The sequence below is a fragment of the Citrobacter sp. JUb117 genome (genome assembly GCF_024809055.1).
Classification (GTDB): Bacteria; Pseudomonadota; Gammaproteobacteria; order Enterobacterales; family Enterobacteriaceae; genus Citrobacter; species Citrobacter gillenii.
This window is the reverse complement of sequence record NZ_JANUFB010000002.1, coordinates 727,822-753,535: the sequence shown is the minus strand read 5'-3', so window position 1 is coordinate 753,535 and position 25,714 is coordinate 727,822. Positions and strand designations below refer to the sequence as shown.

Annotated in this window: 24 protein-coding genes and 1 pseudogene; 15 read left to right on the top strand and 10 right to left on the bottom strand. The window is 55.0% G+C overall.

What is annotated here, in order from left to right; all coding sequences use genetic code 11:
* Window positions 1-27 precede the first annotated feature (27 nt).
* The 5 genes from rnc to acpS are packed head-to-tail and all read left to right on the top strand — an operon-like array spanning window position 28 to window position 3,493.
* Window positions 28-708, top strand: a complete 681-nt coding sequence (gene rnc, locus M2374_RS07350; RefSeq protein ID WP_003037579.1) for a ribonuclease III — start codon at window positions 28-30, stop codon at window positions 706-708.
* Complete coding sequence (gene era, locus M2374_RS07345; RefSeq protein WP_096756127.1) at window positions 705-1,610, top strand: GTPase Era; 906 nt, start codon at window positions 705-707, stop codon at window positions 1,608-1,610. Before rnc ends, era begins: the two co-directional genes overlap by 4 nt.
* A gap of 31 nt (window positions 1,611-1,641) precedes the next feature.
* Window positions 1,642-2,370: a DNA repair protein RecO gene (gene recO / locus M2374_RS07340; protein ID WP_096759353.1), complete on the top strand. Its 729-nt coding sequence runs from the start codon at window positions 1,642-1,644 to the stop codon at window positions 2,368-2,370.
* Window positions 2,371-2,381: 11 nt separating this feature from the next.
* Window positions 2,382-3,113, top strand: a complete 732-nt coding sequence (gene pdxJ, locus M2374_RS07335) for a pyridoxine 5'-phosphate synthase (RefSeq protein WP_115257752.1) — start codon at window positions 2,382-2,384, stop codon at window positions 3,111-3,113.
* Window positions 3,113-3,493: a holo-ACP synthase gene (acpS, locus tag M2374_RS07330; protein WP_115257753.1), complete on the top strand. Its 381-nt coding sequence runs from the start codon at window positions 3,113-3,115 to the stop codon at window positions 3,491-3,493. Before pdxJ ends, acpS begins: the two co-directional genes overlap by 1 nt.
* Here the strand turns inward: acpS and M2374_RS07325 are convergent.
* Together M2374_RS07325 and M2374_RS07320 are read right to left on the bottom strand one after the other, a co-directional pair.
* Window positions 3,490-3,750, bottom strand: coding sequence for a YfhL family 4Fe-4S dicluster ferredoxin (locus M2374_RS07325; RefSeq protein ID WP_096756130.1), 261 nt, complete (start codon window positions 3,748-3,750; stop codon window positions 3,490-3,492). The two genes, acpS and M2374_RS07325, sit on opposite strands and share 4 nt — an antisense overlap.
* A 55-nt stretch (window positions 3,751-3,805) precedes the next feature.
* A complete protein-coding gene (locus tag M2374_RS07320) occupies window positions 3,806-4,654 on the bottom strand; it encodes a MurR/RpiR family transcriptional regulator (RefSeq protein ID WP_096756131.1) in 849 nt (282 codons plus the stop codon).
* Window positions 4,655-4,770: 116 nt separating this feature from the next.
* On the opposite strand from M2374_RS07320, the gene murQ reads away from it, so the two are divergent.
* The 4 genes from murQ to tadA are packed head-to-tail and all read left to right on the top strand — an operon-like array spanning window position 4,771 to window position 8,231.
* Entirely contained in the window at window positions 4,771-5,664 is an 894-nt protein-coding gene (murQ, locus tag M2374_RS07315) for an N-acetylmuramic acid 6-phosphate etherase (protein ID WP_115257754.1), read from the top strand.
* 9 nt (window positions 5,665-5,673) lie between these two features.
* Window positions 5,674-7,038: a PTS transporter subunit EIIC gene (locus M2374_RS07310; protein ID WP_181688864.1), complete on the top strand. Its 1,365-nt coding sequence runs from the start codon at window positions 5,674-5,676 to the stop codon at window positions 7,036-7,038.
* A 3-nt stretch (window positions 7,039-7,041) separates the two neighbouring features.
* Window positions 7,042-7,677, top strand: a complete 636-nt coding sequence (gene yfhb, locus M2374_RS07305) for a phosphatidylglycerophosphatase C (RefSeq protein ID WP_181688865.1) — start codon at window positions 7,042-7,044, stop codon at window positions 7,675-7,677.
* Window positions 7,678-7,694: 17 nt separating this feature from the next.
* Window positions 7,695-8,231, top strand: a complete 537-nt coding sequence (gene tadA / locus M2374_RS07300) for a tRNA adenosine(34) deaminase TadA (protein ID WP_137399728.1) — start codon at window positions 7,695-7,697, stop codon at window positions 8,229-8,231.
* 55 nt (window positions 8,232-8,286) lie between these two features.
* Here tadA and mltF read toward each other — a convergent pair whose 3' ends face one another.
* Window positions 8,287-9,837 carry a membrane-bound lytic murein transglycosylase MltF gene (gene mltF / locus M2374_RS07295; RefSeq protein ID WP_117343491.1) on the bottom strand — a complete coding sequence of 517 codons (1,551 nt, stop codon included), beginning with the start codon at window positions 9,835-9,837 and terminating at the stop codon, window positions 8,287-8,289.
* Window positions 9,838-10,105: 268 nt separating this feature from the next.
* Here mltF and purL point away from each other — a divergent pair, with 268 nt between their 5' ends.
* From purL to glnB, 5 genes are all read left to right on the top strand, one after another.
* Window positions 10,106-13,993, top strand: coding sequence for a phosphoribosylformylglycinamidine synthase (gene purL / locus M2374_RS07290; protein WP_181688866.1), 3,888 nt, complete (start codon window positions 10,106-10,108; stop codon window positions 13,991-13,993).
* Window positions 13,994-14,586: 593 nt separating this feature from the next.
* Window positions 14,587-16,017: a two component system sensor histidine kinase QseE/GlrK gene (qseE, locus tag M2374_RS07285; protein WP_181219898.1), complete on the top strand. Its 1,431-nt coding sequence runs from the start codon at window positions 14,587-14,589 to the stop codon at window positions 16,015-16,017.
* A gap of 22 nt (window positions 16,018-16,039) precedes the next feature.
* Window positions 16,040-16,783: a two-component system QseEF-associated lipoprotein QseG gene (qseG, locus tag M2374_RS07280; RefSeq protein ID WP_181689112.1), complete on the top strand. Its 744-nt coding sequence runs from the start codon at window positions 16,040-16,042 to the stop codon at window positions 16,781-16,783.
* Window positions 16,783-18,117 (top strand): two-component system response regulator GlrR, encoded by a 1,335-nt coding sequence (glrR, locus tag M2374_RS07275; RefSeq protein WP_310471100.1) that lies wholly within the window; start codon window positions 16,783-16,785, stop codon window positions 18,115-18,117. The genes qseG and glrR overlap by 1 nt, the downstream gene beginning before the upstream one ends.
* Before the next feature lie 68 nt (window positions 18,118-18,185).
* On the top strand, window positions 18,186-18,524 hold the full coding sequence (gene glnB / locus M2374_RS07270; protein ID WP_002438074.1) for a nitrogen regulatory protein P-II: 339 nt from the start codon (window positions 18,186-18,188) through the stop codon (window positions 18,522-18,524).
* Here the strand turns inward: glnB and M2374_RS22335 are convergent.
* Both M2374_RS22335 and hmpA read right to left on the bottom strand, forming a co-directional pair.
* Window positions 18,521-18,616, bottom strand: a pseudogene (locus tag M2374_RS22335) (hypothetical protein); the annotation flags it as partial. The gene glnB and the pseudogene M2374_RS22335 overlap by 4 nt on opposite strands.
* 4 nt (window positions 18,617-18,620) lie before the next feature.
* Window positions 18,621-19,811 (bottom strand): NO-inducible flavohemoprotein, encoded by a 1,191-nt coding sequence (gene hmpA / locus M2374_RS07265; protein WP_135911588.1) that lies wholly within the window; start codon window positions 19,809-19,811, stop codon window positions 18,621-18,623.
* Between the two features lie 326 nt (window positions 19,812-20,137).
* On the opposite strand from hmpA, the gene glyA reads away from it, so the two are divergent.
* Window positions 20,138-21,391, top strand: a complete 1,254-nt coding sequence (gene glyA / locus M2374_RS07260; RefSeq protein ID WP_115257762.1) for a serine hydroxymethyltransferase — start codon at window positions 20,138-20,140, stop codon at window positions 21,389-21,391.
* 92 nt (window positions 21,392-21,483) lie between these two features.
* Here the strand turns inward: glyA and hcaD are convergent, their stop codons facing one another.
* Genes hcaD through hcaE form a run of 5 tightly spaced genes read right to left on the bottom strand, consistent with a single transcriptional unit; the run spans window position 21,484 to window position 25,701 of the window.
* Complete coding sequence (gene hcaD, locus M2374_RS07255) at window positions 21,484-22,686, bottom strand: phenylpropionate dioxygenase ferredoxin reductase subunit (RefSeq protein WP_117343495.1); 1,203 nt, start codon at window positions 22,684-22,686, stop codon at window positions 21,484-21,486.
* A 9-nt stretch (window positions 22,687-22,695) separates the two neighbouring features.
* Window positions 22,696-23,508 carry a 3-phenylpropionate-dihydrodiol/cinnamic acid-dihydrodiol dehydrogenase gene (gene hcaB, locus M2374_RS07250; protein ID WP_181498489.1) on the bottom strand — a complete coding sequence of 271 codons (813 nt, stop codon included), beginning with the start codon at window positions 23,506-23,508 and terminating at the stop codon, window positions 22,696-22,698.
* A complete protein-coding gene (hcaC, locus tag M2374_RS07245) occupies window positions 23,508-23,825 on the bottom strand; it encodes a 3-phenylpropionate/cinnamic acid dioxygenase ferredoxin subunit (RefSeq protein WP_181688867.1) in 318 nt (105 codons plus the stop codon). The genes hcaB and hcaC overlap by 1 nt, the downstream gene beginning before the upstream one ends.
* On the bottom strand, window positions 23,825-24,343 hold the full coding sequence (hcaF, locus tag M2374_RS07240) for a 3-phenylpropionate/cinnamic acid dioxygenase subunit beta (protein ID WP_135911591.1): 519 nt from the start codon (window positions 24,341-24,343) through the stop codon (window positions 23,825-23,827). The genes hcaC and hcaF overlap by 1 nt, the downstream gene beginning before the upstream one ends.
* Complete coding sequence (gene hcaE, locus M2374_RS07235) at window positions 24,340-25,701, bottom strand: 3-phenylpropionate/cinnamic acid dioxygenase subunit alpha (protein ID WP_115257767.1); 1,362 nt, start codon at window positions 25,699-25,701, stop codon at window positions 24,340-24,342. Before hcaE ends, hcaF begins: the two co-directional genes overlap by 4 nt.
* Window positions 25,702-25,714 lie beyond the last annotated feature (13 nt).

Here is a 25,714-nt window from a genome sequence, read left to right as displayed (position 1 = left end):
GTTGACGCATTCATTTATTGGTATCGCATGAACCCCATCGTAATTAATCGGCTTCAACGGAAGCTGGGCTACACTTTTAATCATCAGGAACTGTTGCAGCAGGCATTAACTCACCGCAGTGCCAGCAGCAAACATAACGAGCGTTTAGAATTTTTAGGCGACTCTATTTTGAGCTTTGTTATTGCCAATGCGTTGTATCATCGTTTTCCTCGTGTGGACGAAGGTGATATGAGTCGCATGCGCGCCACGCTGGTGCGCGGTAATACGCTGGCTGAATTAGCCCGTGAGTTTGATCTCGGCGAATGTTTACGTTTGGGGCCGGGCGAACTGAAAAGCGGCGGCTTCCGTCGTGAATCTATTCTGGCTGATACCGTCGAAGCACTGATCGGCGGCGTCTTCCTCGACAGTGATATTCAGACTGTTGAACAACTGATCCTTAACTGGTATCAAACCCGTCTGGATGAAATTAGTCCGGGCGACAAACAAAAAGATCCGAAAACGCGTTTGCAGGAATACTTGCAGGGTCGCCACCTGCCGCTGCCGTCTTATCTGGTAGTACAGGTCCGTGGCGAAGCGCACGATCAAGAATTTACTATCCACTGCCAGGTTAGCGGCCTGAGTGAACCGGTGGTTGGCACAGGTTCGAGCCGTCGTAAGGCTGAGCAGGCTGCCGCCGAACAGGCGTTGAAAAAACTGGAGCTGGAATGAGCGAAGAAAAAACCTATTGCGGATTTATTGCCATCGTCGGTCGCCCGAACGTTGGTAAATCCACCCTGTTGAATAATCTGCTTGGGCAGAAGATTTCCATTACCTCCCGTAAGGCGCAGACGACCCGTCACCGCATTGTCGGTATTCATACCGAAGGCGCGTATCAGGCTATTTATGTTGATACCCCGGGCCTGCACATGGAAGAAAAGCGTGCCATCAACCGCCTGATGAACAAAGCGGCCAGCAGTTCTATTGGTGACGTTGAATTGATTATTTTCGTCGTAGAGGGCACGCGCTGGACGCCGGACGACGAAATGGTGCTGAACAAACTGCGTGACGGTAAAGCTCCGGTTATCCTGGCGGTCAACAAAGTGGATAACGTCCAGGAAAAAGCCGATCTGCTGCCGCACCTGCAGTTCCTGGCAAGCCAGATGAACTTCCTCGACATCGTACCGATGTCTGCCGAAACCGGCATGAATGTCGATACCGTTGCGGGCATCGTGCGTAAGCATCTGCCGGAAGCGATTCATCACTTCCCGGAAGATTACATCACCGACCGCTCGCAGCGCTTTATGGCCTCTGAAATCATCCGTGAAAAGCTGATGCGTTTCCTTGGTGCTGAACTGCCGTATTCTGTGACCGTTGAGATTGAGCGCTTTATCCCTAACGAACGTGGCGGCTACGACATCAACGGCCTGATCCTTGTCGAACGCGAAGGGCAGAAGAAGATGGTAATTGGCAACAAAGGGGCCAAAATTAAAACCATCGGTATTGAAGCACGTAAAGACATGCAGGAAATGTTCGAAGCGCCTGTGCACCTTGAACTGTGGGTGAAAGTGAAATCTGGCTGGGCCGATGACGAACGCGCGCTGCGCAGTCTCGGTTACGGCGACGACGTCTAAACCCTTCCTCTGAAAGACGACGAGTATTATGATGGATGGATGGCAACGCGCATTTGTCCTACATAGTCGCCCCTGGAGCGAAACCAGTTTAGTGCTGGACGTTTTCACGGAAGAGTCGGGTCGCGTGCGCCTTGTGGCTAAAGGCGCACGTTCCAAACGCTCCAATCTGAAAGGCGCACTCCAGCCTTTTACCCCATTATTACTTCGCTTTGGTGGACGTGGTGAGGTCAAAACCCTACGTAGCGCTGAAGCCGTCTCTCTGGCACTCCCGCTTAGCGGAATCACGCTGTACAGCGGTCTGTATATCAACGAACTCATTTCTCGCGTGCTTGAGTACGAGACCCGCTTTTCTGAACTCTTTTTCGATTACCTGAACTGTATCCAGGCGTTGGCAGGCACATCCGGTTCACCAGAGCCCGCCCTGCGTCGCTTTGAGCTGGCGTTGCTCGGTCATCTGGGCTACGGCGTGGATTTCGCCCACTGTGCGGGCAGCGGTGAGCCGGTGGACGACACCATGACCTATCGCTATCGGGAAGAAAAAGGGTTTATCGCCAGCATCGTTATTGATAACAACACCTTTACCGGACGCCATCTCAAAGCACTTGCATCGCGTGAATTTCCGGATGCCGATACGTTACGTGCCGCGAAACGCTTTACCCGCATGGCGTTAAAGCCGTATCTTGGTGGTAAGCCGTTAAAAAGCCGGGAACTGTTCCGGCAATTTTTGCCAAAACGCGCAGTAAAAACAAATAATGATTAACGAGGATTGTCATGGCCGAATTACTGTTAGGCGTCAACATTGACCACATTGCCACTTTACGTAACGCACGCGGCACCGCATACCCGGACCCGGTTCAGGCGGCATTTATCGTTGAGCAAGCGGGGGCGGATGGGATCACCGTTCATCTGCGTGAAGACCGTCGTCATATTACTGACAGAGACGTGCGAATTCTGCGTCAAACGCTGGATACACGTATGAATCTGGAAATGGCGGTGACGGAAGAGATGCTGGCCATCGCGGTTGAAACCAAGCCGCATTTCTGCTGCCTGGTGCCGGAAAAACGTCAGGAAGTCACCACTGAAGGCGGCTTGGATGTGGCGGGTCAACGCGACAAAATGCGTGATGCTTGCAAGCGTCTGGCGGATGCGGGGATCATGGTCTCGCTGTTTATCGATGCCGATGAAGAACAAATTAAAGCGGCTGCTGATGTTGGCGCGCCGTATATTGAAATTCACACCGGCTGCTATGCTGATGCGAAAACCGATGCTGAACAGGCCAGCGAACTGGCACGTATCGCCAAAGCTGCGACCTTTGCTGCCAGCCTGGGTCTGAAGGTGAACGCCGGCCACGGCCTGACTTACCATAACGTCAAAGCTATTGCGCGGATCCCGGAAATGCACGAGCTGAACATTGGTCATGCGATCATCGGACGTGCGGTGATGAGCGGTCTGAAAGACGCCGTAGTGGAAATGAAACGTCTAATGCTGGAAGCGCGTGGCTAATGGCGATTCTGGGATTAGGCACGGACATCGTGGAGATTGCGCGCATTGAAGCGGTGATCTCCCGTTCCGGCGATCGGCTGGCCAGACGCGTCCTCAGCGACAACGAATGGACCATTTGGGAAACGCATCAGCAGCCGGTGCGTTTTCTGGCGAAGCGTTTTGCGGTAAAAGAGGCGGCGGCAAAAGCCTTTGGCACCGGCATTCGTAACGGGCTGGCATTTAATCAGTTCGAAGTGTTCAACGATGAACTCGGCAAGCCGCGTTTGCGGTTATGGGGAGAGGCGTTAAAACTGGCGGAGAAGCTCGGTGTTATGCATATGCACGTGACGCTGGCCGATGAACGTCACTATGCCTGCGCCACGGTCATTATTGAGAGTTAAAGCTTGTCTGCGTGATGCATTAACACAAACTTATCCCACAGCTGTTCTTCTGTTTCGATATGTGCCGGATCTTTCAAAATAGTATTGGGGATCGGGCACACCTTTTGACAGGTTGGCGTGTCGTAATGACCTACGCATTCCGTACACTTGTCGCTGTTAATCTCGTAAATGCTGTCACCCATTGAAATGGCCTCATTCGGGCATTCGGGTTCGCACATATCGCAATTGATACACTTTTTAGTGATTAACAGGGCCATCAGGAAACTCTCAAAACATCACAAATCGGGCGGGCATTATACGCGCATTCTTTGCTCAAACCAGTTTTTTTACCAGCGCTTCGCTGTGGCGGATCCGCTCCGGGGCATGTTCGAGATCTTGCTGCACCAGCGCCATAAACAGTAAATCAGTCAACATCATTTGCGCATGCGTTGATGAAATTGCGGCACTGCGCGTGGCCTGTTCTTCGGCAATGGTGTACAGGCAACGGGTGGCTCGCTGCTGCAGGGCATTGGGAGTAAAGCCAGTGATGGCGAGGATTTTTGCCCCGGTGCGTAATGTTTCATCCGCGGCCAGATTGAGTTCGCGTCGCTCTCCGCTATACGAAATGGCCAGCAGGAGATCGTTTGAATCCAGCGCCTGTACGGTCGCCAGCAGGGCATGCATATCGCGTTCAACGACCGCATTAAATCCTATCTTCAATAGCTTCCAGGCAAAATTTTGCGCCACCAGGCCCGAGGCGCCAATGCCGGTGAGGATAATGCGCCTGGCTGTGCGCAGCATCGTGACGCTTTCCATTAGTTTGTCTTCGCTATTGACGTCCAGCGTGGCATGCATCGCTGCTACGTTCTCCTTAATTAGCTTCTCACCTACCAGTCGCATAGGATCGTCACCGCGGATCTGATTGTGCACCGGAACCGAATGCGGATTGGGATTGCTGGCCAGCGCTTCGCTGATCGCCAATTTGAGGGCCGGGAAGCCTTTAAAGCCCATTTTCTGCGCGAACTTCACGACGCTGGACTGGCTAACGCCCGCTTCAAAAGCTAGCTGCTGAGAGCTGAGATGACGCACATTATCTGGTTGCGTAAGAAGATAATCCGCAAGCTTTTTATCGCTTTGTGCGAGGTCAGGGTAACGCTGACGAATGCGAATCAAACAGTTCATGCTGTCTCCTGGCGAAAACGTGATGGCGATTACAAAACAACATTTCACTCGCCTGAGTGAATATAATATTCCATTATGACGGATTATTATGAATTAAAAATTCCTAAGGAACAAAAATGAATCTCGGTGCGTTAGTGTCAGAAACCCGCAATCCACAAACGATGGATCTCGATGCGTTATCAACGCTTGAGCTGGTACATCGTTTTAATCAACAGGATACGCTGGTAGCGGAGGCAGTAAAAGCGACACTGTCTGAAGTTGCGCAGGCGGTTGATGCGGCTGCGCAGGCACTTAAAGCAGGCGGGCGGATTATTTACATGGGGGCAGGGACCAGCGGACGTCTCGGCGTGCTGGATGCCTCAGAATGTCCGCCAACTTTTGGTGTACCGCACGGATTAGTGGTCGGGCTGATTGCCGGTGGGCCAGGGGCGTTATTAAAAGCGGTTGAAGGCGCAGAAGATAACTCGCAGCTTGGGGAAGATGACCTGCGGGCGCTGAATCTGACCGCGCAGGATCTGGTTGTCGGTCTGGCGGCATCGGGTCGGACACCGTATGTGATTGGCGGCCTGAAATATGCGCATGCGGTGGGCTGTACGACGGTAGCGATTTCCTGTAATCCGGACTCACCTATTGCCCGCGAAGCGGATATCGCCATCTCCGTGGTGGTTGGTCCGGAGGCGCTGACCGGTTCAACCCGTCTGAAGTCGGGCACCGCGCAGAAACTGGTGCTGAATATGATTTCCACCGGTGCGATGGTGAAGTTTGGCAAGGTGTATCAGAACCTGATGGTGGATATGAAAGCGACCAACGCCAAGCTGGTCGATCGGGCCTGCCGGATGGTGGTGGAAGCCACCGGCATTTCGCGCGAAGACGCTGAAACGTTACTGAAGCAGACCGATTTTGACGTTAAGCCCGCCATTCTGATGGCGCTGACCGGGCTAGACGCGACGGCAGCCAGGGCAAAACTCTCCGCTCACCAGGGTTTTTTACGCGCGGCGTTAGAACACTAAGAGGTACATATGGACAAAACGGCGGCGCTTGCTAGCGATATTCTGCTGGGGGTTGGCGGAGAAAAAAATATTCTGCGCCTGGAAAACTGTATGACCCGCGTCAGGGTAGAAGTCCAGGATGACGACCAACTGGATATTCCCCGGCTGAAGCAGCTGCCCGGCGTCAGCGGCTATGTGAAGCAGGGGGCGCAGCATCAGATTATTGTCGGTCCCGGTAAGGCCGCCAAAGTGGTGGATGTCATGCGTTCTCTGATTGCTGATGACGGCGAACGTCCGCATGCAAACGACATTGAACGCACAAAATCTCAGGTGAAAGCGAAGTACAAAGCGCCAATGAGCGATGCGCTGCGTAAACTGGCAAACGTCTTTATTCCGCTGATCCCGGCGTTTATCGCCTCCGGTTTGATTACCGGTATTATCAATATCCTCAAGCGCCCTGATATTGTGGGCGACTTTGCCACCCATTATCCCAATATGCTGGGGCTGTTAGGTATTTTCGGCAGCGCCGTTTTTGCCATCATGAATATTCTGGTGGGGGTGAATACGGCCAAAGTGTTTGGGGGTTCGCTGGCAATGGGCGGCGTAATGGCCGGCATTCTCTCCAGCCCACAGCTAGCGCAAATTACCCTGTTTGGCGAGGCGCTACAGCCCGGGCGTGGCGGGGTGATTGCGGTGCTGCTGGTGGTGGCGTTAATGTGCTGGATAGAGCGCAAATTCCGCGAGGTGTTGCCGGAATCGCTGGAGTTGATCCTTAATCCGTTGCTGACCACTCTGATTACCGGGACGATTGCGATTGTGGCGCTACAACCGCTCGGTGGCTGGATCTCCGAGTCCATTGCCCACGGCGCCTCCTGGGCGATTGATCGCGGCGGTTTCCTGGTCGGCGCGGTGCTGGCGGGAACGTTCCTGCCGCTGGTGCTCACCGGACTCCATCAGGGGCTGGTGCCGATTCACGTGGAACTGGTGCAGGCGCATGGCTATAACGCGCTATTTCCCATCCTGGCGATGGCCGGGGTCGGTCAGATTGGCGCCGCAATTGCTGTTCTGATGAAAACCCGTAACGCACGACTGAAAAAAGTGATCAAAGGCGCGCTGCCGGTCGGGTTACTGGGCATTGGCGAGCCGTTGATTTTTGGCGTAACGCTGCCGCTGGGTAAACCGTTTATCGGCGCTTGCCTCGGTGGTGCGGTCGGTGGGGCGCTGATCAGCTACTGGAAAGTGGCGACGGTTATCACCTTTGGTATCTCGGGATTACCGCTGGCGCTGACGATTGTTGCCGGAAAAGTGATGTTCTATCTGTTAGGCTATCTGGTAGCGGTTATCGCCGGGTTCTTGTTTACCTGGCTATTGGGGTTCAACGATCCAGAGGACTAAGGTTTGACCAATCACGAGCGTCGCGTTGTCTTTTTTGATTTGGACGGTACGTTACACCAGCAGGATATGTTCGGTAGTTTTCTGCGTTATCTGCTGCGCCGCCAACCGTTGAATGCGCTGCTTGTACTGCCGCTGTTACCGATTATCGCGGTGGCGATGTTGATCAAAGGGCGCGCCGCCCGTTGGCCAATGAGTTTGCTCCTGTGGGGATGCACTTTTGGTCGGCGAGAAGCATGCCTTAAAGCCCACCAAGCTGATTTTGTGCGTTGGTTTCGCCATCACGTGACGGCGTTTCCGCTGGTGCAGCAGCGCCTGACCACCTATCTGTTAAGCTCTGATGCGGATATTTGGCTGATCACCGGTTCCCCGCAGTCGCTGGTCGAGCAGGTTTACTTTGACACCCCGTGGCTGCCTCGGGTGAATCTTATCGCCAGTCAAATGGCGCGCGGTTACGGTGGCTGGGTGCTGCCTTTACGCTGCCTTGGCCATGAGAAAGTCACCCAACTGGAACGCCAGATTGGCGCCCCGCTGGCGCTGTATAGCGGCTACAGCGACAGTAAGCAGGACAATCCGCTGCTCTCGTTCTGCCAGCATCGTTGGCGCGTCACGCCGCGTGGAGAGCTGCAGCAACTCGAATAGAGTAAACGATAGCGTCTGTGTATAATGCGCCCGCTTTGATTACTGGAGTTCTGCCTTTGTCTGATGTTGAATTTAGCCACGAATACTGGATGCGTCATGCGTTAACGCTAGCAAAGCGCGCCTGGGATGAGCGTGAGGTTCCGGTGGGCGCGGTTCTGGTGCATAACAATCGTGTGATTGGCGAAGGCTGGAATCGGCCGATTGGTCATCACGATCCCACCGCTCATGCTGAAATCATGGCGCTGCGTCAGGGCGGGCTGGTCCTGCAAAATTACCGTTTACTGGATGCCACACTGTACGTCACCCTTGAGCCATGTGTGATGTGTGCGGGTGCAATGGTACACAGCCGTATCGGTCGGGTGGTATTTGGTGCGCGTGATGCGAAAACGGGGGCCGCAGGTTCGTTAATGGATGTACTGCATCATCCGGGCATGAATCACCGGGTTGAGGTGACAGAAGGCATATTGCGTGATGAATGCGCCACGCTGCTCAGTGACTTCTTCCGTATGCGTCGTCAGGAAATTAAAGCCCTGAAAAAGTCCGTCACGGAGTGATTACAGCGGTAGGCCGGATAAGGCTTTTAAGCCGCCATCCGGCATGAGCATGCCACTACTTTTCCTCCTTCTTCTGCGGGGAAAACAGCAGTGAAGGGGTGTGCGTCAGATAGTTCGACGAGGTTTGCGAGAGAAACGCTGAGAGCGGAAATTTCTCTTTCCCTAACAACTCTGCGGGCGAAACCGCCGGATAATCCTGCGCCAGTTGCTGCGTTTCGATCGCCTGCTTTTCTTTCTCCTGCAGATATCCCACCAGACTTATCTGATACTTACGGATATTCTCTACGTAGGCATAGGCTTCGTGGCCGCGTGCATAGCCATAGGTCAGTTTTTTGTACCAGGGCTTTTGGCTGAGCAGCGGCAAGCGCTGTTTTACGTCGGCCCAACTGTCCGGGTTACCTTTGGTTTTTACCGTCAGCGCGCGGGCATCCAGCATATGCGCATACCCCATATTATAGGCGGCAAGCGCAAACCAGATCCGTTCGCCCTCGGGGACGGTATCCGGAACTTTACTCATCATATCTTGCAGATAGCGAGCGCCCCCGCTGATGCTTTGCTCGGCGTCGGTTCGGTCCGTTAATCCCAGACTCTGGGCGGTATTTTTGGTCAGCATCATCAGACCACGTACGCCGGTCGGCGAGGTGGCCTGCGCATCCCAGTGCGATTCCTGATAAGAGATGGCCGCCAGCAATCGCCAGTCTATCTCTTGCGCATATTTCTCAAACAGCGGCTTGAGATCAGGCAATACGCTGTCGACCGCCCGTAAGAACGTGCGGGTATCGACATAGTCAAAATCATTGCCATGCCCGAGATATTTTTCTTCCAGCCGCGCCAGTAACCCGTCTTCATTGATGGTGTTAAAGAAATCAAGCAGGGCGGCGGAAAGTGTATTGTCATCGTCCAGCGGGCTAAACCAGGTCACCGGTTGTTCGTCAGAGACATCCAGTGCGACGGCCAGTTCAGGGTGTACGCGCTGATACAGACTGATCGCTACGGAATCGGCAATGGTGTAGTCCAGCTTGCCGTTGATGACATCATCGAGCAGTTCCGTGGTGCCCTTTTTATCATCGACCTTCCAGCTCAGCTCAGGAAATTTTGTTTCTTTCAGGTGTTGCAGGTCATTCACCACCACGTGCCCGGGGGCGATAGTCAATTGTTTATCTGTCACGTTGGCCAGGGTGCGTGGACGATATTGCCCGACCCGATACACCAGTTGCTGGGAAACCGAGTAGTAGGTGGGGCCTGGCTGGTAATTTTTGACCCGTTCGCTGTTATAGACCAGACCGGCGGCGAGCAGATCGGCCTTGCCGTTGTCGAGGTCGTCAAAAAGCTGGCTGATGTTCTGGCGCACGGTGATTTTTAACTTCACGCCTAAATAACGGGCGAACTGTTGGGCCAGCTCATAATCCAGCCCGAAGCGTTTCCCGGTAAGGGTGGAATGCGTTAACGGAGAGTCAATGGTACTGACGCGCAGCTCTCCCCGCGATTGAATGGCGGCGATACGATTGTCGGCTTTACCGAACCAAGGAATGGATGGCCACAAGGCCGCTGCCAGCAGCAACGTCAAAATGCCGATAAACAGATAATTAATCTTTAATTTTTTCAATTAGTTAATTCTCTGAACCGTGCGTTGTTTCAGCCTGCTATGCTCGCGATTAAGAAGTGAATTCATCATCAATGAGCGGCATTTTGCTTAAACTTGCGTCAGTTGGCAACTCCTTCAGCAGGGGGGCAGCATTTGAGGATAACTGACAGTTGTGATTTTATTTCGACGCAAACGGTTTCGTCGGCGCGGCAGATTCTTTATAATGACGCCCGTTTCCCCCCTTGCGCACACTTATAAGCGCCTCAGGCGCTTCGAAGACGAGAGACTTATGATGGAAATTCTGCGTGGTTCGCCTGCACTGTCTGCATTCCGTATTAACAAATTGCTGGCGCGTTTTCAGGCGGCCAATCTTCAGGTTCACACTATTTACGCCGAGTATGTCCATTTTGCTGACCTGAATGCCCCGTTAAACGAGGATGAGCATGCGCAACTTGCACGTTTGTTGCAATACGGTCCGAGTCTCAGCAGCCACGTCCCTGAGGGCAAGCTGCTGCTGGTTACGCCTCGCCCGGGAACCATCTCCCCCTGGTCTTCTAAAGCGACTGATATTGCCCATAACTGCGGCTTGCAACAGATTAGCCGTCTGGAACGTGGTGTTGCCTACTATGTTGAAGCCTCCACGCTAAGCGCTGAACAGTGGCAGGAAGTGGCTGCCGTGTTACACGACCGCATGATGGAAACGGTTTTCTCTGCGCTGGACGATGCACAAGCGTTGTTTGCTCATCACCAACCGGCGCCGGTTTCTAGCGTTGACCTGCTGGGTGCAGGTCGCCAGGCGCTGATCGACGCGAACCTGCGTTTGGGTCTGGCGCTGGCAGACGATGAAATCGACTATTTACAGGATGCGTTTATCAAACTGGGACGCAACCCGAACGACATCGAGCTGTACATGTTTGCGCAGGCCAACTCTGAGCACTGCCGCCATAAAATTTTTAACGCCGACTGGGTAATCGACGGTAAACCGCAGCCGAAGTCGCTGTTCAAGATGATTAAAAACACCTTCGAAACCACGCCGGATCACGTCTTGTCTGCCTATAAAGACAACGCGGCAGTGATGGAAGGCTCTGAGGTCGGGCGCTACTTCGCCGACCATCAAACCGGTCGTTATGATTTCCATCAGGAGCCTGCGCATATCCTGATGAAGGTCGAAACCCACAACCACCCGACCGCTATCTCTCCATGGCCGGGCGCAGCAACTGGCTCCGGCGGTGAAATCCGCGACGAGGGTGCGACCGGGCGTGGCGCGAAGCCGAAAGCTGGGCTGGTGGGTTTCTCCGTGTCCAACCTGCGTATTCCGGGCTTTGAACAGCCGTGGGAAGAAGATTTCGGCAAGCCGGATCGGATCGTTACCGCACTGGATATCATGACTGACGGCCCGCTGGGCGGCGCGGCGTTTAACAACGAATTCGGTCGCCCGGCGTTGACCGGCTATTTCCGTACCTATGAAGAAAAAGTGAATAGCCACAACGGTGAAGAGCTGCGCGGCTATCACAAACCCATCATGCTGGCCGGTGGGATCGGCAACATTCGCGCCGATCACGTGCAGAAAGGCGAGATCGTCGTCGGTGCGAAACTGATCGTTCTCGGTGGTCCGGCAATGAACATCGGGCTTGGCGGCGGGGCGGCGTCTTCAATGGCCTCCGGCCAGTCCGATGCCGATCTGGATTTTGCTTCCGTACAGCGCGACAACCCAGAAATGGAACGTCGTTGTCAGGAAGTGATCGACCGCTGCTGGCAGATGGGGGATGCGAACCCGATTCTGTTCATCCACGACGTGGGTGCGGGCGGTCTGTCTAATGCGATGCCTGAGCTGGTCAGTGACGGCGGACGCGGCGGTAAGTTTGAGCTGCGCGATATCTTAAGTGATGAGCCAGGCATGAGTCCGCTGGAGATCTGGTGTAACGAATCTCAGGAGCGTTACGTCCTGGCGGTTGCTGCAGATCAGTTGCCCCTGTTTGACGAACTGTGTAAGCGTGAGCGCGCACCGTATGCGGTAATCGGTGAGGCCACCGAAGAGCAGCATCTTTCGATGAATGACCGTCATTTCGATAATCAGCCGATCGATCTGCCGCTCGATGTGCTGCTGGGAAAAACACCAAAAATGACCCGCGATGTGCAAACGCTGAAAGCGAAGGGCGAGCAGCTTGCGCGTGAGCAGATTACGCTGGCCGATGCGGTCAACCGCGTGCTGCACCTGCCTGCCGTCGCAGAAAAAACGTTCCTCGTAACCATCGGCGACCGTACCGTCACCGGCATGGTAGCACGCGACCAAATGGTCGGGCCGTGGCAGATCCCTGTGGCGAACTGCGCAGTGACCACCGCCAGCCTGGATAGCTATTATGGTGAAGCGATGTCTCTCGGTGAGCGTGCGCCGGTTGCGCTGCTGGACTTCTCTGCCTCTGCCCGTCTGGCAGTGGGGGAAGCGCTGACCAACATTGCGGCGACGCAGATTGGCGATATCAAACGTATCAAGCTCTCCGCAAACTGGATGGCGGCAGCCGGCCACCCTGGCGAAGATGCCGGGTTGTACGAAGCGGTCAAAGCGGTAGGGGAAGAGCTATGCCCGGCGCTTGGCCTGACTATCCCGGTGGGTAAAGACTCCATGTCGATGAAAACCCGCTGGCAGGAAGGCAACGAACAGCGTGAAATGACCTCGCCGCTGTCGCTGGTGATCACCGCGTTTGCCCGTGTGGAAGATGTCCGTCACACCATCACCCCTGAACTCTCAACCGAAGACAACGCCCTGCTGCTGATTGACCTCGGTCTGGGTCATAACGCGTTGGGTGCGACTGCACTGGCGCAGGTCTATCGCCAACTGGGCGACAAACCGGCGGATGTCCGCAACGTTGCGCAGCTGAAAGGCTTCTATGATGCCATGCAGGCGCTGGTTGCTGCGCGTAAGCTGTTGGCCTACCACGACCGTTCTGACGGTGGTCTGCTGGTGACGCTGGCGGAAATGGCCTTTACCGGTCACTGCGGTATTCAGGCGGATATCAGCACGCTCGGCGATGACCGCCTGGCGGCACTGTTTAACGAAGAGTTAGGTGCGGTGATTCAGGTTCGCGCGGCGGATCGTGAGGCGGTAGAAGCGCTGCTGGCACAGCATGGCCTCGGCGACTGCGTTCACTATGTTGGCCAGGCTGAAGCCAGCGACCGTTTTGTGATTACTGCCAACGGTCAGACGGTGTTCAGCGAAAGCCGCTCCACGCTTCGTATGTGGTGGGCAGAAACCACCTGGCAGATGCAGCGTCTGCGCGACAACCCGGAATGTGCCGATCAGGAACATAACGCCAAAGCCAACGATACCGATCCCGGTCTTAACGTAAAACTGTCGTTTGATATCAACGAAGACGTTGCAGCCCCGTACATCGCCACCGGCGCACGCCCCAAAGTGGCCGTGCTGCGCGAGCAGGGCGTTAACTCTCACGTTGAAATGGCTGCGGCGTTCCACCGTGCTGGCTTTGACGCCATCGACGTTCACATGAGCGATCTGCTGGGCGGGCGCATTGGTCTGGGGAATTTCCAGGCGCTGGTGGCCTGTGGTGGCTTCTCTTACGGTGACGTATTAGGTGCCGGTGAAGGTTGGGCGAAATCCATTCTGTTCAACAACCGCGTGCGTGATGAGTTTGAAACCTTCTTCCATCGCCCGCAGACGCTGGCGCTCGGGGTGTGTAACGGCTGTCAGATGATGTCTAATCTGCGTGAACTGATCCCGGGTAGCGACCTGTGGCCACGTTTTGTGCGTAACCACTCCGATCGCTTTGAAGCGCGCTTTAGCCTGGTAGAAGTAACGCAAAGCCCGTCGCTGCTGCTGCAGGGTATGGTAGGTTCCATGATGCCGATTGCCGTTTCTCACGGTGAAGGGCGTGTGGAAGTCCGTGATGATGCGCATTTGGCGGCACTGGAAAGCAAAGGTTTGGTGGCGCTACGTTTCGTCGACAACTTTGGTAAAGTCACCGAAACCTATCCGGCTAACCCGAACGGTTCGCCAAACGGGATCACGGCGGTGACCACCGAAAATGGCCGCGTAACGATCATGATGCCACATCCGGAACGTGTGTTCCGCACGGTGAGCAACTCCTGGCACCCGGAAAACTGGGGCGAGGACAGCCCGTGGATGCGCATCTTCCGTAACGCGCGTAAACAACTCGGCTAACACGACCGTGTGATGTTCAAGGCCCCTCCACGTGAGGGGCTTTTTTTATGTTGTAGGTCGGATAAGGCGTTTACGCCGCCATCTGGCAATAAACTCAGTGCTTGCGCCGTAAAATTAAAGTGTCGGGAATTCCCGACATCGAGGGTAGGGTGGTGTCGTCAAAAAGAGACATTTAATTAATTGATTTATAAGTGTTTTGTTTTTAAGTGCTACAGGTGTTGCTAATTAGCGACACATAGCGCAAAAAACAGCCAAAACCATTCATCGATTAAATGAATATATTTTGTATATTTATCATTGTGTTAATATAATGTTTTGAATATTGGCACGCTTGCTGCATAATACTAAGCAGTGGCTCATTCACCTTCTTATGTCAGCCCCTTCGGGACGCGCTACATAAACTTCGAATGACGCACAACAAGGTGCCTGCCGTCCAACTTCTGATATTTGCCTTGCGCATATCAAACTCCGGGCGAAACGTCGAGTTAGGCACCGCCTTATTCCATAACAAAGCCGGGTCATTCCCGGCTTTGTTGTATCTGGCGTTCCCCTCAGTTAGCATCGTCCTATCCCTTTTCGTTGAGAGTAACGCCTTGAAGCGCTGGTCTGTTTTCCCCCGGTCTTTACGTCAGTTGGTTACGCTGGCATTTTTGCTGATCCTGCTGCCTCTGTTAGTTCTGGCCTGGCAGGCATGGCAAAGTCTGAATGCCCTAAGCGCCCAGGCGGCGCTAACCAACCGCACCACGCTGATTGACGCCCGGCGGAGTGAGGCGATGACTAACGCGGCACTGGAGATGGAACGCAGCTATCGGCAATACTGCGTGCTGGATGACCCGACACTGGCGAAGGTTTATCAGGGGCAGCGTAAACGTTACAGCGATATGCTGGATGCCCATGCGGGTGTGTTGCCTGACGTCAAACTCTATCAGGCGCTTCGCCAGGATCTGAACGATCTCGCGCAGTTGCAGTGTCAAAACAGCGGCCCCGACAGTGTGGCGGCTGCACGTCTTGAGGCTTTTGCCAATGCCAATACCGAGATGGTGCAGGCCACGCGAACCGTGGTCTTCTCGCGCGGCCAGCAGCTGCAACAAGAAATTGCTGAACGTGGTCAGTTCTTTGGTTGGCAGGCGCTGGTACTGTTTCTCGTTAGCCTGGCGATGGTGCTGCTGTTCACGCGGATGATCATCGGTCCGGTAAAATCCATTGAACGAATGATCAACCGTCTGGGGGAAGGCCGCTCGCTGGGCGATACCGTATCGTTTACCGGTCCGCGAGAGCTGCGATCGGTGGGGCAGCGTATTATCTGGCTGAGTGAGCGCCTGTCGTGGCTTGAATCTCAGCGGCATCAATTTTTACGCCATCTTTCACATGAACTCAAAACGCCGCTGGCGAGTATGCGTGAGGGAACCGAACTGCTGGCCGATCAGGTCGTTGGCCCACTGACGCCGGAACAAAAAGAAGTTGTCGGAATTTTGGATGACAGCAGCCGCAATCTGCAAAAACTGATTGAGCAACTGCTTGATTACAACCGCAAGCTGGCCGATGACGCGATTCAACTGGAAAGGGTTGAAATCGCGCCGCTCGTGGAGAGAGTGGTTTCTGCACATAGTCTGCCCGCGCGCGCCAAAATGATACATACTGATGTGGCGCTGGCAGAAAGCGCCTGTCTGGCAGAGCCGGTGCTGTTAATGAGCGTGCTGGACAATCTTTATTCCAATGCGGTGCACTATGGTGCTGAATCCGGTACCATTTGCATCCGCAGCAGCTTGCATGGTGCGACGGTGTACATTGACGTAATGAATACCGGCGAGCCGATTCCGCCAGCAGAAAAAACCATGATCTTCGAGCCTTTTTTCCAGGGAAGCCATCAGCGAAAAGGGGCGGTAAAAGGAAGCGGATTAGGACTCAGTATCGCCAGAGATTGCATCCGCCGTATGCGGGGGGAGCTGTACCTGGTCGACGATTATGCGCAAGGCGTTTGTTTTCGCATCGAACTGCCGCTATCTGCAATGAAAAACCATTAAAATGAATCTAAGTCTGGTGAGTATGCCACACGTTGTTGTCCGAATGCTTAAACGACATTTTTTCCGCCGCGCATTATTGCTAAGCTTGCCGTGCCTGGCGCTGGTGGGGTGTGTGCCGAACGCGGTGGATCATATTATCGGCGATCCGTCACAGGAGAAAATTCCGCCCCATCAGTTGGCGGATTACCTTTCAACCGAGTGCGCAGATATCTGGTCACTGCAGGGGCAGTCTACGGACAGCAATCCGTTGTACTGGCTGCGCGCCATGGACTGTGCTGACCGCCTGATGCCGGTTCAAGCCCGTAGTGAAGCCAGTACCCAACTCACTGACACCTGGCAGGGCGCGTTCAAGCGCGGGATCCTGCTCGCCAGTGCCAATATCACGCCGCCGGAAAGACGAGATGTGGTGACGCGACTTGATGCGCTCAGTCCGCAAATTCCGGCGCAGGTACGGCCGCTGTATCAGGTCTGGTTTAGCGGCCAAACTCTGCAGTTACAGTTGGCCGAAGAGCGCATGCGCTACAGCAAACTTCAACAGTCGTCAGACAGCGATCTTGATACGCTGCGTCAGCAGCAACAGTATTTGCAGACGCAGCTCGATCTCACTACCCGCAAACTGGAAAATCTGACCGATATTGAGCGTCAGCTTTCCACGCGCAAGCCTGCCGGCAGTTACAATCCTGATGCGCTGCACGGGAATGAAAAACTCTCCACACCTGACGATGCCGGGGGCACCGGGTCCTCGAGCGAGGAGGTAACGCCATGATAAGCCGTAAACCCGCACATTTGCTGCTGGTCGATGACGATCCGGGATTGTTGAAATTACTCGGCATGCGTTTAACCAGTGAAGGCTACAGCGTCGTGACGGCGGAAAGCGGGCAGGAAGGGTTACGGGTGCTTAACCGTGAAAAGGTGGATCTGATCATCAGCGATCTGCGCATGGATGAAATGGACGGCATGCAGTTGTTTACCGAAATCCAGAAAGTCCAGCCGGGTATGCCGGTTATTATCCTGACCGCGCATGGTTCAATTCCGGATGCGGTAGCTGCAACTCAGCAGGGCGTGTTTAGTTTTCTGACCAAACCGGTCGATAAAGACGCGTTATACAACGCCATTGACGGGGCGCTGGAACAATCTGCCCCGGCGACCGATGACGGCTGGCGCGAATCGGTTGTCACCCGCAGCCCGTTGATGCTGCGTCTGTTAGAGCAGGCGCGTATGGTGGCGCAATCGGACGTCAGCGTGCTGATCAACGGTCAAAGCGGTACCGGCAAAGAAATTTTTGCCCAGGCTATCCATAACGCCAGCCCGCGCGGTAGCAAACCTTTTATTGCGATTAACTGCGGCGCGTTGCCGGAACAATTGCTCGAGTCCGAGCTGTTTGGTCATGCGCGTGGCGCGTTTACCGGGGCGGTGAGCAATCGTGAGGGGCTATTTCAGGCCGCCGAGGGCGGGACGCTGTTTCTGGATGAGATAGGCGATATGCCCGCGCCATTGCAGGTGAAATTGCTGCGTGTGTTGCAGGAGCGTAAAGTTCGCCCCCTTGGCAGCAACCGTGATATCGACATTGACGTGCGGATTGTCTCCGCAACGCACCGCGACTTACCCAAAGCGATGGCGCGGGGCGAATTCCGTGAGGATCTCTACTACCGCCTTAACGTGGTGAGCCTGAAGATCCCGCCGCTGGCTGAACGTACGGAAGACATTCCCTTGCTGGCAAACCATCTGCTGCGTCAGTCCGCTGAACGGCACAAACCGTTTGTGCGCGCATTCTCGACCGATGCCATGAAGCGTTTAATGACCGCCAGCTGGCCGGGCAACGTGCGTCAACTGGTCAACGTTATCGAACAATGCGTGGCGCTCACCTCATCGCCAGTGATCAGTGACGCGCTGGTGGAGCAGGCACTGGAAGGTGAAAATACCGCCTTGCCAACCTTTGTTGAAGCGCGTAACCAGTTTGAACTGAACTACCTGCGTAAGCTGCTGCAAATAACCAAAGGCAACGTGACCCACGCAGCGCGAATGGCGGGGCGCAACCGCACCGAATTCTATAAATTGCTTTCTCGACATGAGCTGGATGCAAACGACTTTAAAGAGTAGCACCGTAAATACGACTGATTTATGATACGGTGAGCAGCCGGTTACGCGATAAAAACGACAGGAAAACCATGAAAAAGATTGATGCGATTATTAAACCCTTCAAGCTCGACGACGTCCGCGAAGCGCTGGCAGAAGTGGGCATTACCGGTATGACCGTAACGGAAGTGAAAGGCTTTGGCCGTCAGAAGGGCCATACCGAGCTGTACCGTGGTGCGGAGTACATGGTGGATTTTCTGCCGAAGGTAAAAATTGAAATTGTGGTTACCGACGACATCGTGGATACCTGTGTCGATACCATTATTCGCACGGCTCAAACGGGTAAAATTGGCGACGGTAAGATTTTTGTCTTTGACGTGGCACGCGTGGTGCGTATCCGTACTGGCGAAGAAGACGACGCAGCAATTTAAGCCGCGCCGTGCTTGCCGGATGGCGGTGTAAACACCTTATCAGGCCTACAAAACCCCGTAGGCCTGATAAGCGCAGCGCCATCAGGCATGACGTAATTACAGGACTTTATGCGGACCGAAGCATTCGTAATGAATATTCTCGTTCTTCACACCCAGACCGATCAGCTGCTTCGCGGCAAACTGCATAAAGCCGACCGGACCGCACAGATAAAACTGCATCGCCGGATCGCTGATTGCACCTTCCAGTTTATTCAGATCCATCAGGCCCACGCTGTCATACGCGCCTTTTTCACGGTCTGCTTCATTCGGTTCACGATACCAGGTGTGGGCACTAAAGCGCGGCAGTGAGTTGCCCAGCTCATTCACTTCATCAGCAAAGGCATGCACATCGCCGTTTTCTGCCGCGTGGAACCAGTTTACCTGCGCCGTGTGTCCAGCTTTCGCCAGTGTATCCAGCATTGCCAGCATCGGGGTCTGACCAACGCCTGCGGAAATCAGCGACACCGGAGTATCGGTGGCGACATCCATAAAGAAATCGCCTGCCGGTGCGGCTAAATGAACGATGTCACCGACTTTCGCATGGTTATGCAGCCAGCTTGAAACCTGACCGCCGTCTTCACGCTTAACTGCAATGCGGTAACCCTTGCCATCCGGTTTGCGGGTCAGAGAGTACTGACGAATTTCCTGATGCGGGAAACCTTCCGGCTTAAGCCAGACGCCCAGATACTGCCCCGGATGGTATTCAGCCACCGCACCGCCGTCGACGGGCTCAAACTCAAAGCTGGTAATTAATGCGCTACGCGGCGTTTTTGCCACAATGCGGAAGGGACGGGTACCTTCCCAGCCGCCATTTTTGTTGGCGTTCTCACTGTAAATCTGCGCTTCGCGGTTGATGAAGACGTCAGCCAGCACGCCATACGCTTTACCCCACGCATCCAGCACTTCTTGCCCTGGGCTGAACATCTCGTCCAGCGTTGCCAGCAGGTGACCGCCCACGATGTTGTACTGCTCAGGCTGAATCTGAAAGCTGGTATGCTTCTGGGCAATTTTTTCGACCGCAGGCAACAGCGCCGCCAGGTTGTCGATATTGCTGGCGTAAGCGGCGATAGCGTTAAACAACGCTTCACGCTGATCGCCATTACGCTGGTTACTCATGTTGAAGATTTCTTTGAGTTCCGGGTTATGCGTAAACATGCGATCGTAGAAATGGGCGGTCAGTTTCGGGCCGGTTTCGACCAGCAGGGGAATAGTGGCTTTCACTGTAGCGATGGTTTGTGCGTCAAGCATACGGTCTTCCTTTATCTGAGGCTTTAATGATGTATGTCAAATACATCTTATAAAAAATACCCCTGCATTGTAAATGGTTCTTTGTAATTTTGCGTTGTAAAGGTTACAACTTGAAAAATCTGCATCACAAACCTGAAAAGAAATCCGTTGAAATTTGCCATGTCATTATTCTCCAAAGCCTTGTGTACTGTGAAGGTAATCGTTTGCGTAAAATCCTTTGTCAAGACCTGTTATCGAAGATTGATTCGGTTATACTGTTGGCCGTCGTCCAACAGGACTGCCTTTTTAGGCCGAAATTCTATTGTTAGCTGAGTCAGGAGATGCGGATGTTAAAGCGTGAAATGAACATTGCCGATTATGATGCCGAACTGTGGCAGGCTATGGAGCAGGAAAAAGTACGTCAGGAAGAGCACATCGAACTGATCGCCTCCGAAAACTACACCAGCCCGCGTGTCATGCAGGCGCAGGGTTCTCAGCTGACCAACAAATACGCTGAAGGTTATCCGGGCAAGCGCTACTACGGCGGTTGCGAGTATGTGGATATCGTTGAACAACTGGCGATTGACCGCGCGAAAGAACTGTTTGGTGCCGACTACGCTAACGTCCAACCGCACTCGGGTTCTCAGGCTAACTTCGCGGTCTACACTGCGCTGCTGCAGCCGGGCGATACCGTTCTGGGTATGAACCTGGCGCAAGGCGGTCACCTGACTCACGGTTCCCCGGTCAACTTCTCCGGCAAACTGTACAACATCGTCCCTTACGGCATCGATGAATCCGGCAAGATTGACTACGAAGACATGGCTAAGCAGGCTCAGGCCCACAAACCGAAGATGATTATCGGTGGCTTCTCTGCGTACTCCGGTGTGGTTGACTGGGCAAAAATGCGTGAAATCGCTGACAGCATCGGTGCATACCTGTTCGTCGACATGGCACACGTTGCCGGTCTGATTGCTGCAGGCGTATACCCGAACCCGGTTCCGCATGCACACGTTGTTACCACCACGACCCACAAAACCCTGGCGGGTCCGCGCGGCGGCCTGATCCTGGCAAAAGACGGCAGCGAAGAGCTGTACAAAAAACTGAACTCCGCTGTGTTCCCAAGCGCACAGGGCGGCCCGCTGATGCACGTGATCGCGGCAAAAGCTGTGGCGCTGAAAGAAGCGATGGAGCCAGAGTTCAAAGTTTACCAGCAGCAGGTTGCGAAAAACGCCAAAGCGATGGTTGAAGTGTTCCTGAACCGCGGCTACAAAGTGGTTTCTGGCGGCACTGAAAACCACCTGTTCCTGCTGGATCTGGTCGACAAAAACTTGACCGGTAAAGAAGCCGATGCGGCGCTGGGCCGTGCGAACATCACGGTTAACAAAAACAGCGTACCGAACGATCCGAAGAGCCCGTTCGTGACCTCCGGTGTCCGTATTGGTTCTCCGGCAGTGACCCGTCGCGGCTTTAAAGAAGCGGAAGTGAAAGAACTGGCTGGCTGGATGTGTGACATTCTGGACAACATCAATGATGAAGCCACTATCGAACGCATTAAAGCCAAAGTGCTGGATATCTGCGCTCGCTTCCCGGTTTACGCATAAGTCATACGGATTGCCGGATGGCGGTGTAAACACCTTATCCGGCCTACATATGAGTTACTTGTAGGCCGGATAAACGCAGTGCCATCCGGCAGTTATATCGACTTAAGCGTCACCGTCTCATCAAGTAAAGCCGCTAACAGCGGCTTTTTCTTTGCCTGAATCCACTTGCGCAGCTGCCGCATTTCTCGTCCCTGGTTGAGCGTTACCGCGCCGACTATCACCTCGTTTTGCAGGTTAAACCAGATAGCCTTGCCGTCATCTGGACTGCCGCGAACGACCCACCCATCACTACGCATATCGCCAATAAACTGCAGGTTGTCGCTGAACTGATCGGTCCAGAACCAGGGCGGAGGTAGCGTCGGGAGTGTCAGCCCCAGCATGGCTGCCGCGGCCGTTTGCGCCTGATTATTGGCGTTTTCCCAGCTTTCGCAACGTTGCAGCGTACCGTCTGGCGAACGCTGTACTGCCACATCTCCGGCGGCAAAAATGTTCGGATCGACGGTTCTGCACGACGCATCAATGATAATGCCGTTTGCCACATCAAGACCCGCATCACGGGCAAGCCCGTCGTTGGCGACAATCCCGATACCGTAGATCACGCTATCAACCTGAAGCTGTTCGCCACGTTGCAGCGTGAGGGCGATGCGTTCCCCGCCAGCCACCTGTTCAATCGCATTATTCAGCAGCAAATGTACGCCAGCCTGCTGGTGGCGGGCGGCCAGATAACGTTGTATCGGCGGCGGAGCGTTGCGACCCATCACCGTGGCAGCCAGTTCAATGACGGTGACCTGACAACCGCGCTGCGTGGCGCTGGCAGCCAGCTCAAGTCCGATGGTTCCGGCTCCGACAATAGCGATCGACTGCCCGGGGCTGAGCGCGTCTCGTAGACGCGCTGCATCTCCGGCGTGGCGCAGCGTGAAGCCGCGGTCACCGAGCGTATCCAGTAATGGGAACGGGCGTGCCGCTGCGCCTGTGGCAATCAGTAATTGATCCCACGGGTAGGTCTGTCCGTCAGCCAGTACCAGCGTTTGCGTTTCTCGCCCGAGCGTTTGAACGGTGACGCCCAGATGCAGCTGAACATTATTATCCCGCCACCAGTCTGCGTTCAGCACCGGCTGCAGCTGCGGCACGTCGTCCAACAGCATGGTTTTGGAAAGTGGAGGGCGTTCGTAGGGCAGATGCGGTTCATCGGAAAACAGATGGATCTCGCCGTCAAACCCCTGTTGACGCAGTGCGGCTGCCGCCATTGCCGCGGCCTGTCCGCCGCCGACAATGGCGATGATATTGTGGTACATAATGCCTCCTCAGAGATCCAGTCCGGCGGCAACGTGACGAATCCCGCGAATGCCCAGACCGGCGTCGGCATTGATCATCACGCCGCTCAGCGTGCGGTTATTGCGCCGTGACGCCAGCATCACATACGGGCCGGTAAAATCTGCCGGCTCCGGGAAAAACTGCAGCGGCAAAATGGCGGCAATTTTTTCCGGCGTTAGCGACTGCATAATCGATGTATCGCTCTGACCCAGCGCCTGCGGGCCGCGCAGGTCGGTCGCCATACCGCATGGCCCCACGCCGTTGACGCGAACTTTGGGTGCCAGCTCGTAGGCTAACTGGCGAATCAGACCGGTTGCTGCATGCTTGCTGGCGGTATACAGCGGACCGCCGCCGCCGGGGTACCATGCTGCGTTGGACAGGGTAAAAATGATGCTGCCTTCGCTGGCGATAAGCGCGGGGGCGCAGGCTTTGGCCCCCAACAGATATCCCAGCACGTTGACATTGAATAACTCGTGAAAGCCGGTTTCCAGTGCCTCGGCAGAGGTGTTTACCAGCGAGGCGTTATGATCCCAAATTCCCGCATTGCCGATAAAGCAATCGAGCGTACCGTATCGCGTGAGAATGTTATCCACCGCGCGCTGATAGTCGGCGTAGCGGGTGACATTCCCCTCCACCGCCAGCACATGCTCACCAAAACGCTGGCGCAGGTAGGCGACTTTGGCAGCGGAGAGCTCCAGTGTAGCGACCCGCGCACCTTCTTCAATAAAGCGCTCGACCAGCGCCAGGCCCAGGCCGGAACCGCCGCCGGTAATAAAGACGACGTTATCGCGTAAATCGCTCATCAGGCCCCCTCAGGCATATCAATAAATACCTCGCCGCCTTCTACGTGCACCGCATAGGTGGTCAGCGGATCGGTGGCGGGCAGGCACAACGCTTTGCCGGTTTTCAGGCAGAAACTGGCGGCGTGCAGTGGGCACTCCACGGTGGCATCGTCTTCCAGATACCCTTCCGACATCGAGGCATTACCGTGGCTGCAGCGGTCGTTAATGGCATAAAACGCACCGCCAACGTTAAACAACGCGATGACCGGCGAGGTGTCGAGCCGCAGCGCTTCACCTTCCGGCAAATCCCCTACGGGGCAGGCAAAGATACGATTCATCAGAACAGTACACTCAGGTTATGGGAGGAGATCACCGCCTGATCCAGCACGATCTCACGCTCCAGTAAACGCCACTCATCGCCCGGCAAGCGGCGTACTTTGTCCACGCGCATGCCAACGTATAAGGTTTCATCCCGCTCTTTTTGTGCGCGAGACAGCAGGTAGTTCAGTCGGACGCGAAACACATCGGGAACGTCGGTTTCGCTAACTTGCAGGTTGCTGATCAGATGCCGGGTGCGCGACGGCGGCTCTTCTGCCCAGGCCATGCCGGTTTCCAGACGTGCAATGCGGCGCTCGAGCTGATCTTTGTTGTCGTTGAAAATCCAGGTGGTCGGCGGCTGCACCCCTTTGCGGCGGTCGCGAGTCTGGGCATTCACCGTCGTACGCATGGTGTAACGGATCTCGTCGTCAAGCTGCGCCAGCCAGTCGCGAAACTTCCAGTCATCCAGCAAGCTGGCTTCGTGGTAGAGAAACTGGGTAATGCGATGATGCAGTTCCAGAGAAACTAACGCGCTCATTTCATTACCTCCTGCTGGTAAGCGGTGGTTTTTTCCTGCACTTCCTGCCAGCTTTCGCTGCTTAGCAAATCGGCCCAACGCTGGTACATCCCGCGTGCGGCCGTTTCCGAGAAGATGTAGTTGGTGATCCCCGGAATGCCGTCTTCACGACGTTTTTCCTGACCCAAGCCCATTTCCAGACACAGCTGGCTGTTCCGAGCGCGGTGGCCTTTGAGCAGCTTCTGGATCTCGCACCAGTTTTCTGAATCATCTTGTTCAAGAAAACCAGCCGGGCCGAAGGCGCGGGTGGCGCTGTTTTCAAACGCGGCTTTTACGTCATCAGAGGCCGCTTTATCGGCAATACAGAACGCCCACACTTCGACCTGATCCGGCCCGCGCGGGTGCCAGATGCGTAGTGTGGCGGTGCCGTTCAGCCAGGACAGCGTCGGGAAAATGTTGTTATGACCCGCCAGACGCAGAGCGCGAACCTTGCCCAGTCGTTGCTCGGCTTCGGCGTAGGTGTCGCGATAGTAGCTGGAGACGTCGCCGTCGACCCAGACGTTGGCATCGGGATTTTCAGTAAAGAAAAATCCGCTGCCGTGCCCATCCTGACCGAACTGCAGTGCATCTTTGGCGGTTTCCCACACCGGACGTGCGGTTTGCCCGTCGCCGAGGCGTTTGTCGCTGCCGTCATCTTTGGCGCCGAGCACCTGCACGGCAGAAGCGTGGCTAAACAACGCGTGATACTGGTCGCTGGCGAACTGCTCAGCGGGGAATTTCCAGTTGCAGTCGATCACCCATTTCTGTACGCCGCCAACGATTTCGGTGCCGCCTTCGCGACGATCCAGTACGCCGTCCAGGTACCAGGCGATGTCGCCGAGATAATCACGCAGCGCAGGCGCGGTGGTGTCCCAGTTGCCGAAGATTAGCCCCTTGTAGCTCTCGACGCCGGGCACTTCGTTCAGCCCCCAATGGGACTTGCACAGCCCTTGCGGGTAGGCGCGTGGCTCCAGCGGCACGTCAATCAGCTCGCCGTTAATGCCGTAAGACCAACCGTGATACGGACAGGTAAAAGCGCGGGTATTGCCGCAGTCGGCGTAGCTGACACGCATGGCGCGGTGTCGGCACTGATTGAGAAAGGCTTTGATGCTGCCGTCTTTTTGTCGCACGACCACCACCGCATCCTCGCCCATGTAGGTATTGAAAAAGTCACCCGGCTTCGGGATCTGACTTTCGTGAGCGAGAAACAGCCAGCAGCGTCCGAAGATGCGTTCCAGTTCCAGTTGGTAAATGTCGGGGTCGGTATAAATCCGTGGGGTTACGCGACCATTTTGCGTGTCGATCAGTGAGTAGATGTCTAAATTTGAGGGTGTGGTCATATTTTTTAATCCC